10 protein-coding genes and 1 pseudogene are annotated in these 12,861 nt (G+C 44.3%); 4 read left to right on the top strand and 7 right to left on the bottom strand.

The features are described from left to right. Window positions 1-470: 470 nt before the first annotated feature. Together cdd and purT are read left to right on the top strand one after the other, a co-directional pair. Window positions 471-1,358: a cytidine deaminase gene (gene cdd, locus NL643_RS22535; protein WP_253645234.1), complete on the top strand. Its 888-nt coding sequence runs from the start codon at window positions 471-473 to the stop codon at window positions 1,356-1,358. Window positions 1,359-1,503: 145 nt separating this feature from the next. Then, a complete protein-coding gene (purT, locus tag NL643_RS22530) occupies window positions 1,504-2,679 on the top strand; it encodes a formate-dependent phosphoribosylglycinamide formyltransferase (RefSeq protein ID WP_182036749.1) in 1,176 nt (391 codons plus the stop codon). 71 nt (window positions 2,680-2,750) lie between these two features. On the opposite strand, the gene NL643_RS22525 is transcribed toward purT, so the two are convergent. Then, a complete protein-coding gene (locus tag NL643_RS22525) occupies window positions 2,751-3,401 on the bottom strand; it encodes a thiopurine S-methyltransferase (protein WP_164666168.1) in 651 nt (216 codons plus the stop codon). Between the two features lie 316 nt (window positions 3,402-3,717). Here NL643_RS22525 and NL643_RS22520 point away from each other — a divergent pair, with 316 nt between their 5' ends. Continuing rightward, window positions 3,718-4,497 (top strand): RelA/SpoT domain-containing protein, encoded by a 780-nt coding sequence (locus NL643_RS22520; protein ID WP_006741655.1) that lies wholly within the window; start codon window positions 3,718-3,720, stop codon window positions 4,495-4,497. 121 nt (window positions 4,498-4,618) lie between these two features. Here the strand turns inward: NL643_RS22520 and ihfA are convergent, their stop codons facing one another. After that, a complete protein-coding gene (gene ihfA / locus NL643_RS22515) occupies window positions 4,619-4,915 on the bottom strand; it encodes an integration host factor subunit alpha (protein WP_005377899.1) in 297 nt (98 codons plus the stop codon). A gap of 533 nt (window positions 4,916-5,448) precedes the next feature. Between ihfA and NL643_RS22510 the strand changes: the two genes are divergently transcribed. Continuing rightward, window positions 5,449-6,330, top strand: coding sequence for an AEC family transporter (locus NL643_RS22510; protein ID WP_074191174.1), 882 nt, complete (start codon window positions 5,449-5,451; stop codon window positions 6,328-6,330). A 217-nt stretch (window positions 6,331-6,547) separates the two neighbouring features. On the opposite strand, the gene pheT is transcribed toward NL643_RS22510, so the two are convergent. The 5 genes and pseudogenes from pheT to NL643_RS22485 form a co-directional block, all read right to left on the bottom strand. Further along, complete coding sequence (pheT, locus tag NL643_RS22505) at window positions 6,548-8,968, bottom strand: phenylalanine--tRNA ligase subunit beta (RefSeq protein ID WP_253645233.1); 2,421 nt, start codon at window positions 8,966-8,968, stop codon at window positions 6,548-6,550. An 18-nt stretch (window positions 8,969-8,986) separates the two neighbouring features. Further along, on the bottom strand, window positions 8,987-9,970 hold the full coding sequence (pheS, locus tag NL643_RS22500; protein ID WP_005385470.1) for a phenylalanine--tRNA ligase subunit alpha: 984 nt from the start codon (window positions 9,968-9,970) through the stop codon (window positions 8,987-8,989). Window positions 9,971-10,160: 190 nt separating this feature from the next. Then, window positions 10,161-11,336: a hypothetical protein gene (locus tag NL643_RS22495; protein WP_253645232.1), complete on the bottom strand. Its 1,176-nt coding sequence runs from the start codon at window positions 11,334-11,336 to the stop codon at window positions 10,161-10,163. Window positions 11,337-11,346: 10 nt separating this feature from the next. Continuing rightward, window positions 11,347-12,138, bottom strand: coding sequence for an outer membrane lipoprotein-sorting protein (locus NL643_RS22490; protein WP_005395903.1), 792 nt, complete (start codon window positions 12,136-12,138; stop codon window positions 11,347-11,349). An 18-nt stretch (window positions 12,139-12,156) separates the two neighbouring features. Further along, window positions 12,157-12,741: pseudogene (locus NL643_RS22485) on the bottom strand (MMPL family transporter); the annotation flags it as partial. Between the last annotated feature and the right edge of the window lie 120 nt (window positions 12,742-12,861).

Here is a 12,861-nt window from a genome sequence, read left to right as displayed (position 1 = left end):
TTGTTACCGGTCTCTCAATTGAGGAGCCATCGTTCAATCGAACTACCAGATAGAAGAACTTTAGTTGCAGCTAAAGTCTGGGTCTCACCTTACCCGATTGGAGTACTTATTATCCATACAACCCGTTCTAGTAAGATCGTTAAGGCACTCTGACGAGATACACACTAATAACTTCAACATTCAGTGCAATATTACTGACTCAACGTTGCTTAGATATCTAGGAATAACGTTGTGTGGACATGTAGGCATCGTAATTAACATATCCCAGCGTCTTGGTCATATGAATATATACTGATATGGTTAATTGTGAGACGGAGATAACGCTTCACGTCAGTGCAATCGAATACATGTGTGAGCTCACTCTAATTATGTAACAGAATTATCAATTGCATTATTTATCGTGATCTAACGCACGGAACATTTCTATCCTTCACATAGAATAACTGTCCATGCAATAACAAGGATTCAACATGAAAAGTCGCATTGAACAGGCGCTAGCAGGCGCTCCAGAAGCACTTTCCAAACAACTTGCTCCTATCATCCAAGCTGATGATTTTGATGCTACGCTTTCAGTTCAACAGTTTGAGCAGTTGCTTTCAGCTACCGGTCTATCAGATAAAGAGCTTCGTGTTGCTCTACTTCCTTTTGCCGCAGCATATTCCTATGCTCCTCTTTCTGAATTTTATGTCGGTGCTATCGCTCGTGGTCTCTCAGGTCGCCTTTACTTCGGTGCCAACATGGAATTCTTTGGTGTTCAGTTAGGTCAAACAGTTCACGCTGAGCAGTCTGCAATTAGCCACGCTTGGATGAAAGGTGAACGTGGTATTAAAGATATCACTATTAACTTCAGCCCATGTGGTCACTGCCGTCAGTTCATGAACGAGTTATCTACCGCAAACGAGCTTAAAATTCAGCTCCCAGAACGCGAAGAAAAGTCGCTGCATGAATACCTACCTGAAGCCTTTGGACCAAACGATCTCGGTATCGAATCCGGCTTAATGGCAGAAGTAAAGCATCAGTTCTCATGCGATGATGAAGACACTCTAATTCAAAGCGCTGTTGAAGCGATGAACATGAGCCACTCACCATATACCAACAACCTGAGTGGCTTAGCATTAGAAATGGCTAGCGGCCGTGTATTCCAAGGTGCTTATGCGGAAAATGCGGCGTTTAACCCTAGCTTGCCGCCGTTACAAGTTGCGCTGATCCAAGTACTACTTGCGGGTGAAACTTTTGACAATATCAAAGCCGCTGCTCTGGTAGAAAACTCAGAAGGCAAGATCAGTCATTTGGCTGATACGCAATCAACGTTAGAAGCGTTGAATCCAGATATTCCACTTAGTTTTGTCAACGTATAAGCGACAATTTCAGTATAAAAAGCTCTACGGCATGTAGAGCTTTTTTATTGCCTAAAAACCAAAAGCAAACGTTTGCTTTGTCATAAAACTTCAGTATGTTCTCCTGCAATTTCTGTCTCACCACTCTATTTTGTAAGGGAACACTATGTTTGGCACTGCAACCAGCGCAAATGCTACCCGTGTATTACTTTTAGGCTCTGGCGAACTCGGTAAAGAAGTCGCAATTGAATGTCAGAGACTTGGTTTAGAAGTGATTGCTTGTGATCGCTATGCTAATGCTCCAGCGATGCAAGTTGCTCACCGTAGTTACGTCATCGATATGTTAGATGGAAGCGCCTTAGAAGAAGTTATTACGAAGGAACAACCTACTTACGTCGTACCTGAAATCGAAGCTATCGCAACCGACAAACTGGTAGAGCTTGAAGAAAAAGGGCTGAATGTTGTTCCAACCGCTAAGGCAACCAAGCTAACAATGAATCGTGAAGGTATCCGACGTTTGGCTGCAGAAGAGCTAGAACTGACGACATCACCTTATCGTTTTGCAGATACTTTTGAAGACTTCAAAGCCGCGGTTGAGCATGTAGGCATCCCGTGCGTAGTAAAGCCAGTTATGAGTTCTTCAGGTAAAGGGCAAAGTGTCATCAAGACCGAAGACGACGTAGCAAAAGCATGGGATTACGCACAGGAAGGCGGACGTACGGGGGCAGGTCGCGTGATCGTGGAAGGTTTTATCGACTTCGATTACGAAATCACTTTATTGACCGTCAGAGCCGTTGACGGTGTTCACTTCTGTGCTCCAATTGGCCATCGTCAGGAAGATGGCGACTACCGCGAATCATGGCAACCACAAGCCATGTCAGAAAACGCAGTAAAAGCAGCAGAATACACGGCAGAGAAAGTAGTCAACGCACTCGGTGGCTACGGCATCTTTGGTGTAGAGTTATTTGTTAAAGGCGATAAGGTCATTTTCAATGAGGTCTCTCCTCGCCCACACGATACAGGCATGGTCACTATGATTTCTCAGGAAATGTCAGAGTTTGCTCTCCACGTACGTGCATTTACCGGAATGCCGATTAATAATATCGTACAATATGGTCCATCTGCGTCGGCCGTTATTCTTGGGCAAGGGACTTCCACAAACATTCGCTTTGACAACCTAACCAAAGCCTTAGATCAACCTCAAACGCAAGTTCGTCTATTCGGCAAGCCAGAAATCGATGGTCGCCGTCGTTTAGGTGTTGTCCTTACGCGACGAAAAACCACCGAAGAAGCCGTTCAAGATGCTGTTGAAAGTGCTTCAAAAGTTAATATCACTTATTAAATACGAACCACTTATACAAAAATAGCGCAGCTCAAATTGCTGCGCTATTTCGTTTTACAAACCAAAAAAACCTATTCACTCTCGATTAGGTACACTTCTTCAGAGAAGCGACTTAAGCCTTTTTTCGCAATTTTAGGATGGTTTTCATCAGCTTCATCTACGTTCAAACAGGTAACTTTGTAACCTGAAAATAACTGCTCAATCTCTTCGACTGGCACACTAAATGGAGGCCCTGCCATCTCTTCTTGAGGATAGTTGAGTGTAACAAGCAAAATACGACCACCTGGATTCAAAAGTTGCTTGAGACGCTCTACATACTCCTCTCGCATATCTTTCGGTAAAGCAACCAACGCGGCGCGATCATAAATGATATCGGCTTGAGATACTGGTGCAGTGAAAAAGTCCCCAGTATAAATAGAGAGCTCATCAAATTGATAAAGCTCGTGCATACCATTAAGAGGCGTCACGGTTGGCGTATAAAAATGTTCAGCAAAAAAGGCACGAACAGCGATATGGCTCAGCTCAACACCTTCAACTGAATCATGCTTCATCGCCAACCAAATCAAGTCTTCTGACTTTCCACACAAAGGCACTAACACTTTGTCTTCACGCTTTGGGTTTGTGTGTTGCCAATATGCAGGTAATAGCGGGTTTACATCTTCCAAGTGAAATCCGATTTGATTACTGGCCCATTTATTATGCCAAAACTCTTGGTCTCTCATTTTACTTTCTACTTGTCGGCTGATTTTCATTTTGAGAAGTAAGACTAACGATTTTTTTCAATTTGTCTATGCCGTTCATCTTTGGTTAATACAGCGGTGATAGGATGTAAACGTTCTTATAGGAACCACGCCTTTATCTGATAAACAGAATAAAGAAAAGAGAAATGGTGATCTAACGCACGATTCCACTTCAAGACAAAACTGAAACCTTGGAATCTTTCGTAATGACCCCATTAATAAGTTAGTACCTGATTTGCCGAACTTAGCGACCTTTATGTTCCCTATTTTCTAAGTACAAGCAAGTTAAGGAGAGTGAATGAGCTTATTTCTTCGTACTACAGCATTGATGCTTTTGGTACTTAGCCGTGCACCGGCATTTGCCGCACTTCCAATTACCCCAGCGCCGAGTGGCGATCAAAATCGTTCAACAAGTCAAAACGAAGTTTGTTCGAAACTCTTTAAACATAGCCTTAGCGGCTTGTATGGTATTCAGTCAATCGACGCAACTCCAACTCAGCCATACACTGACTTCGACATTCTTTACAGCAAAGCTCACCAAGCACAATTTGAGCTTGAAACTATCTGTAAAAGTACCGCACTTCTTAATGATGCTCAGCCATACTTCGCAGGCGTAAAGTCCAAACAACGAGCAGAAGAAAAAATAGCTTTGGAGTTAGATGGAAAAGTCGAACGCATTACTGACCTAGCCCGTGCCACGATTGTTGCTGAAGACGTCGCGAGCTTAGTCTCCATTTATGAAACCTTAGAGCGTGAAACAACAATTGTTAAAGTAAAAAATCGCTTCAAAAAACCTGGTCCTTCAGGCTATAGAGACTTGAACTTACTCGTTCGTTTACCAAAGACAAATCTAGTTGCCGAAGTTCAACTGCACTTAAAAGCCATCGCAGATGTGAAAAGCGGTCCTGAACACGACCTATACGAAAAAATCCAGAAACTAGAACGCCAAGCGATGATGGAGAAACGCGAACTAAGCGAACTAGAACTCGCTTCTATTCGCAACATGCGTGCACAGTCTAAAAACTTGTACCAACAAGCATGGCAACCATACTTAACAACGCACCTAGAAGCAGCGTAATCCATATCATTAATATACTCAAAAACAGAAAAACCACCGCATTGCGGTGGTTTTCGTTTATATGCGACACAAGTTTTACGCAAAAAAAAGACCACGCCTTAGCGTGATCCATTTATTCGGCTTACTGTACTTTCTTCAGGTTTTCTACACGAGCTTTTAACTTCTGACCCGGGCGAAAAGTCACTACACGTCGAGCAGTAATTGGAATATCTTCACCGGTTTTCGGGTTACGACCAGGTCGTTCATTCTTGTCACGAAGATCAAAGTTACCAAAACCTGACAGTTTTACCTGTTCGCCACTTTCCAGTGCCTTACGAATCTCTTCAAAGAACACTTCCACCGTTTCCTTGGCGTCCCGCTTACTAAATCCTAATTTATCAAACAGGTTTTCTGCCAGTTCGGCTTTTGTGAGCGCCATAAAACTTTCCTCAAAGCTATGTTAAACAATGCTACGTTAGTGTAGCGCCAGAGCAGTTTTACCCTACCAATTCAACAACATATCGGGGTTACATCAGGAAGTGTATGACAAGCTTATGATTTTCGCCAACTTTTTTCTTGGCGAACAAAAGGAATAGCACTATGTAAATTATTGTTAAACGCCAACATTTTGATATTTTTGTTTTTGTTTTCTCTTTAATAGGAAAAACATCCAGCTGATAAAACTAAAAGTAGTTTAAATATCAACATTAATCACTATTTAATAAAAATATCAGAGATTGGTTATTTAACAGACACTTGACATAGAACTTGTCGTAAATTCAGTGATTTGTATGTAACTCGATACGTAACAATTGAACTAAATGGTATGACCACCTGGCTTTGCAACTGTGCTTAGAAAGCTTGATTAAACCCACGCTTCTCACTGTTCAGCGATGACGCAATATATAAAGGTTGATAATGTGGTTCTTCGTGTATCTCCACATTAGCTCCTTACACTTCATCTAGGCGACCATGATTAATCAAATCATAAATATTCTTTTCCCTGTTTTTGCTCTTGTCGGCGTCGGCTATTTGGTAGGTCGTTACATCAAGCCTGACTTTCGTCCAATCAACCGCATTAACATTGAGGTTTTCACACCTGCGCTGGTGTTTTCTTCGCTCGTTAACATGCCGTTAGACTCGAATCAGGGACCACTCCTTTTTGCAGCAATTGTCGCGGTTTTGGTTCCCGCACTACTCATGATCCCAGTATGTCGATTGACGTCACTGTCGTTTAAAACCTGGGCACCACCACATATGTTTCGCAATAGCGGAAACCTTGCTATTCCTTTGTTTACCTATACGTTTGGAGAAATTGCGCTATCCTCAGCAGTACTGCTATTTGTCGTGTCAGCATGCTTGCACATTAGTTTAGGTGTAATGCTACTTAGTAATGGCAACCCTTTTAAGCAAATAGTCAAGATGCCAATCTTTTTAGCTGCGTCGTTGGCTCTGTTTCTCAACGTGTCAAATGTGGGTGTATGGGCACCTTTATACGAAGCGACTGCTCTACTTGGCCAAGCGGCAGTACCCGTGATGCTTTTATCCCTGGGGGCGCAAATGTGTCATTTAAGAGTGGACGGTTTAAAGGTTGGTGTATTGTGTACCGTGCAGTCGCTTGCAACTGGGGCGGTTGCATTTGCACTTATTTATTGGTTAATTCCCCTTCCAACGATGCAATTGCAAATGATGGTACTCTTCACAATGCTGCCACCAGCCGTCATGAATTACCTATTTGCGGAAAGGCTGAATATAGAGCCCATGAAAGTGGCGTCAATGGTACTATTTGGCAACTTTTTCAGTATTCTTACGCTCCCACTTCTGCTTAGCTATACCCTCTCACTCGCCGCCTAGCCGCCAATAAGCTAGCGTTAGCGTCTGTTGGTTGAAAAACGATATATGCCAAGTCTCGATTAAGCGTTACCTCGAGTTTGGTCCAGATTTTTGAGGTTGTTGGAGGTGACGTAAACGGCCTAGCACGTGAATCACAATAAGATAATGCTCAACATAAAAAAACCCTGCCGATTTGACAGGGTTTTTAGTTTCTTAAGAGAGATAGTTCGTCTAACGCTTAGTCACGTAGAGACGCACCAAACTTCTCAGAAACGTGAGCAACGATAGCGTCAACCGCACCAGCTATATCTGCATCTTCAAGCGTACGCTCAACTGACTGTAGAGTCAGAGCGATTGCTAGGCTCTTCTTACCTTCTTCAACGCCTTTACCTACGTACACGTCGAACAGTTTCGCATCTTTAAGGAACTCGCCACCTTGCTCTAAACAAGCATTAACGATGTCACCAGATGCTACCGCTTCGTCCACAACTACTGCGATGTCACGACGGTTTGATGGGAATTTAGAAAGCTGAACCGCTTCTGGAATCACTTTACTGTTGATTGCAGACCATTCGATTTCGAATACGATAGTACGACCGTTTAGACCGAACTTACGCTCAAGCTCAGGGTGAACGGTACCGATCACCCCCACTTCTTTACCATCTACGATGATTGCCGCAGATTGACCTGGGTGAAGTGCTGGGTTAGCTTTTTTGCTTTCAGGTGACAGTGCAGCGAAAGAGTACGCTTTTTCGTTAGCTGACAGTTCTAGAACTGCTTCTAGGTCGCCTTTAAGGTCGAAGAAATCAACGGTGTTAGTTTCGATATCCCAGTGCTCTTCACCACGAGTACCAGCAATAACACCTGCAAGCATAGGCTCTTGGCGCATGCCGTTTTCTGCAGATTCACATGGGATGAAACGTAGGCCGTATTCGAATAGACGAACGCGTGGCTGTTGACGCTTCTGGTTGTGAACAACCGTGTTCAGCAGACCTTGGATAAGACCAAGACGCATTGCTGACATATCTGCAGAAATTGGGTTTGGAAGCACTAGAGGCTCAACACCAGGTACAACTAATTTTTGTTGCTCAGGCTCAACGAAGCTGTATGTAATTGCTTCGTGGTAACCACGGTCAACAAGAAGATCACGAACGCGTTTCAGTGGAAGATCCGCTTCAACGTGGTTGTGCATCTTAAGTGCTGCAGCTGGGTGTTGGTTAGGAATATTGTCGTAACCGTAGATACGGCCAACTTCTTCAATCAGGTCTTGCTCGATAGCGATATCGAAACGCCATGTTGGGGCAATAGCAACCCAACCTGCTTCACCGTTTTCAAGAATAGAAGCTTCAACCGTTAGACCAAGACGCTCTAGGATTTCTACAACATCGCTATCTGCGATGTGGTGACCTAGTAGGTTGTCTAGTTTCGCACGACGCAGTGCTACTTTGTTTGGCTTAGGCAAGTCTGCTTCAGACTCAACCGTAACAACAGGCGCTACTTCACCACCACAGATTTCAACAAGAAGTGCTGTTGCACGCTCCATTGCGCTTGCTTGAAGGGCGTAATCCACACCACGCTCGAAACGCATTGAAGAATCAGTGTGAAGACCGTAGCTACGAGCGCGACCACGGATGTGGTCAGGTGCAAAGAATGCACACTCTAGTAGAACGTCTTTAGTCTCAGTTGTTACACCAGACTCTTCACCACCAAAGATACCTGCGATTGCAAGTGCTTTGTTGTGGTCAGCAACAACTAATGTATCCGCGTTTAGTTCTGCTTCGCTGCCGTCAAGAAGTGTTAGCTTCTCACCTTGCTCAGCCATACGAACTACGATGCCACCTTCGATCTTCGCTAGATCGAATGCGTGCATTGGTTGACCTTGCTCTAGAAGCACGTAGTTAGTGATGTCTACTACAGGGTCGATAGAGCGAATACCACAACGACGCAATTTCTCTTGCATCCATAGTGGCGTTTCAGCTTGAACGTTTACGTTCTTAACCACACGACCCAGGTAACGTGGACACGCTGCTGGCGCTTTCACTTCAATAGACACTTTATCGTCGATTGAAGGCGCAACTGCTTCTACTGATGGCTCAGTCACGTCAGCACGGTTTAGTACGCCAACTTCACGAGCTAGACCACGAATGCTGAAACAGTCAGCGCGGTTTGCTGTTAGATCTACGTCTACCGTTACGTCATCTAGACCTAGGAATTCACGGAAATCAGTACCGATTACTGCGTCTTCTGCTAGTTCCATGATGCCGTCTGACTCAACATCAATGCCTAGTTCAGTGAACGAACAAAGCATGCCGTGAGATGGCTGGCCACGTAGTTTCGCTTTTTTGATTTTGAAATCGCCTGGAAGAACAGCACCAACTGTTGCTACCGCTACTTTCAGACCTTGGCGACAGTTAGGTGCGCCACAAACGATGTCTAGAAGCTCTTCTTCACCCACGTCAACTTTAGTAACGCGAAGTTTGTCTGCATCTGGGTGTTGACCACATTCAACAACGTGACCCACTTTAACGCCAGTGAAAGAACCCGCTACAGGAAGAACGTCGTCTACCTCTAGGCCGGCCATTGTAATTTGATGAGTGAGTTCGTCAGTAGTAACCGCTGGGTTTACCCACTCACGAAGCCATGATTCGCTGAATTTCATGTTGATGAACCCTCTGGATTACTTGAACTGTTTTAGGAAACGAAGATCGTTTTCGAAGAACGCACGTAGATCGTTCACGCCGTAACGAAGCATCGTTAGACGCTCAACACCCATACCGAATGCGAAACCAGAGTATTTTTCAGGATCGATGCCTACACTACGTAGTACGTTCGGGTGAACCATACCGCAGCCTAGAACTTCTAACCATTTACCGTTTTTGCCTTTCACGTCTACTTCAGCTGAAGGTTCAGTGAATGGGAAGTAAGATGGACGGAAACGTACTTCTACTTCTTCTTCGAAGAAGTTACATAGGAAATCGTGCAGGATGCCTTTCAACTGTGCAAAGTTTACGTTCTCATCAACCAGCATACCTTCCACTTGGTGGAACATTGGCGTATGCGTTTGGTCGTAGTCGTTACGGTATACACGGCCCGGTGCGATGAAACGGAATGGTGGTTTACCATTTTCCATCGTACGGATCTGTACGCCTGACGTATGAGTACGAAGCATCAAATCTGGATTGAAGAAGAAAGTATCGTGGTCAGTACGCGCTGGGTGATCAGCGGCAATATTTAGCGCATCAAAGTTGTGGAATGCATCTTCGATCTCTGGGCCAGCTTCTGTGTTAAAACCAAGTTCGCCAAAGAACTTCTCAATACGCTCTACAGTACGAGTTACTGGGTGTAAACCACCGTTCTCAATACGACGACCTGGTAGTGTTACGTCGATTGTTTCTGCTGCTAGTTTCGCTTCAAGCTCTGCACGTTGTAGTGCGTCTTTACGAGCTGCGATAGCTTGCTGAACGACGCCTTTCGCTTTGTTGATCTCTTGACCAGCTTCACGGCGTTCTTCTGGTGGTAGTTTGCCTAGGCTTTGAAGTTGAGCAGTTAGCTCACCTTTTTTACCCAGATACTGAACACGCACTTCATCAAGTGCGACTAGCGATTCGGCAGCTTCAATTGCAGTGCTCGCGCTAGCAATGATCTCTTCTAGATGTTGCATCGTTTCCTCATCTACCTGTTGGTAGTGTCCATAAGGGAGTGATTGGTTTTTTGATAGCTGTACATAGTAGCCAAACCGGGCACCAATGCCAAATTGAATTACGAAAAGAAGAGGTTATTGAATAAAAAGAGCACAAAAACGTCAAAAATGTCATCTTTCATTAATCTGCCGTTAAGTTGTGCCCTTTGTTTTAGAAATAGTATTGAATAGATAGCTCGATAAAATCGTCATCTCGGGCGAAATAGAGCAAATCGTTTGGCGTTTCATTTTTGAACAACCAAGCATCAATTTGCCACTTAAAGTTATTCGATATTCGGCTCGAGGCTTCTAACTTGGCATTGTAAACATCGGCGTTATCTAAATCCTTTGTGATTCCCGTCAACACTTCCGTTCCGTCCTCGTCGTTGAGCGCCCAACGAATGCCTGCAAACACATCATTTTGACCGATAGTTTGTGCGTTATTCCCACGACTGTCGTAGAGGTACTCACCAATCACACCCACATCCCAAACCGTGTCAAATGCGCCAACGAAGGTGTACTCAAATCCCGTCACAAGACCGACATGATTATCAGCACTATCTCGATAAACACTTTCCAGTTTCCATAACCAATCGCCAACGATTCCTTGTACATCGAGACCGACATGACTCATCAGAGCGTAGTAAGGCTTTAATTCCCCGTACTCAAAACGAAAGTAAGGATCCCGGTTTGTTCCATATAAATAGCTCAGGCCTACGTCCCAATCGCCAAGCATTTTCGAATATCGAAAAGCCACATCTACCTGCTTTTCTTCTCTGCTTGATTCATAGATAGCATCATCTGAGACAACAGGTTCGGTTCGCAAGCGCCCGTCAGTACCCGCAAACGTTCGTTCCCTAAAGTAAGGTAATAACATTGCATGGACGGTGCCCCACTCTTTGAATGAGGTAAAATGCAACATCGGCTGACCGAGCATATCTTCACCATCGACGGCTTCAATGGCGTCTGTCTGGTTTACTACATCAACCAAATGGGCGGATTCCGTCACTCCCCAAAAGACCTTACTAATCCCAACTCGAAGCTCATAATCATCCCAATAAGTCAGATAAAGCGCCTCTCTTATGTCTCCATGACTTCGCTCATCGTCTAGATTATCCAAACGATAGAAAGGTGTGAGGGTAAAGCTCGCATCACCATTTTGCATCTCCCAGTAAAATTCTGGCTGCAAAACCAATGACGTTTGCGCTTTGCTCTGACCCTGAGAGCCAGAATCAAAAAACTGACGATGCTCAATATTGACTTGTCCTGCAAGCTCAATGGCGGCAAGAGGCATCGAGTAAAGAGAGGTTGCTGCGCTAAGCAACAACCCAACATTTGATTGCTTCATTTCTCCCCCATTACCTCACTCGCTTTAACACATTCTTATGAAAATCATTGTCTTCTAGCCCAGTGTTAAAGCGCATTTCACTTGTTGTTAGCTCAGTGCTTTTTCCTGTTTGATGATTTGTCATCGCCATGGTGTGCGCTCGCCAATATTGGTTGAGGTACTGCTTGTAATCTGAGAAAGAAAGCGTTTTTAACAACGACCCTTTGCGATCGTAAAACTCAACTTTCAGTGGGCGATAATGCGCTTTATCTAACCACACCGTTTGCTTGGTATAACCTGAATTTTTGTCTGTAGGGATTTGCTCTATGACGAAAACATCTTGCCCATTTATGGTGTCATCTTTTAAGTAATTGAAACGATATTTTTCGATCTCAAAAGAACTGAGATCCTCATACGCAAATTCACTACCCATAAAAGGGCCTGATTTGTTACGCGAGGAAATACGTTTCACACGCTTCAATGCTGGAAGGTAAAGCCACTGGTCATCGGCACCCACTGTATGAGAGTGGTTGAGAAACGCGGTGCCTTTCACATCTCTTGGTTCATCAAATATTGTGAGTCCTTTGTCACCATCGTCCTCAACTTCGAGTGATTGAAGGCGCATTAAACGTGTGCTGCTTTCTCCTTGTGCGTTCCGCAGAATCATTTTCATAGTAGCAACAGAATCCCCCCACCCTTCATCACGGGCTTTGCGCTCTTGAGCAATTTCTAATCCTTTCGCTTCATCCGCTAACACCGCATGACTCATAAAAAGCGAGACAGAAAGTGCAGATACTTTTAAGGCATTTTTTAGTAAATTCATGTTCAATCCTTTGATTCGTTATGACTGAATAACAGCCGTGGTTTGAGAGTCAGTTGATTTAAGCTTGTTTCGGCGGTCCACCTCGTCGTAGACGCCTTTGTCAAACAACATCAGTAGAGTCGGTAGAAAGATGAAATCCACAACAAGAGCAATGAAGATAACAATTGCACTCAACTGCCCCATATCGGCATTTAAGCGGAAGCTCGACATCGCCAGAACGGAGAAACCAGCAACAAGCACGACAGTCGTAATCCAAAGCGCGCGCCCCACGGTGCGAAAAGCGTAACGAACCGCTTGTTCCGCACTATGGCCATCTTTACGAGCGTGTTGGTATTTAGAGAGAAAATGAACGGCATCATCAACCACAACGCCAAGCGTCAACGTCACAACAACAGACAACCCCAAATTAATTTCACCAGAAACCAGCGCCCAAATACCAAAACCAATAAGCGCAGGGGCGATATTCGGGACCAGGCTGATTAAACCGAGCTTGAACGAGCGTAAGGCAAAGATCAGTAATGCCGAAATTAAGACCAGAGTGATAGGCAAGGTTGACAGCATGCTAGCCATATTCGTTTCGCCAATATGCGCAAACATCAGTGATCAGGGCAAGATCATGAAAATCCTTTATGGCATAAGGGGTGACGTGAAGTGATGTTTCCACTAATTTGTACATTTAAATCACAATAATTTCAATACATTCAAGATCGATTTGATGATCAG

The sequence above is a fragment of the Vibrio sp. Y42_MX_L11 genome, from assembly GCF_024181785.1.
Lineage (GTDB): Bacteria > Pseudomonadota > Gammaproteobacteria > Enterobacterales > Vibrionaceae > Vibrio > Vibrio diabolicus.
The sequence above is the reverse complement of the archived record's forward strand: the minus strand, read 5'-3'. Positions and strand labels throughout refer to the sequence as shown.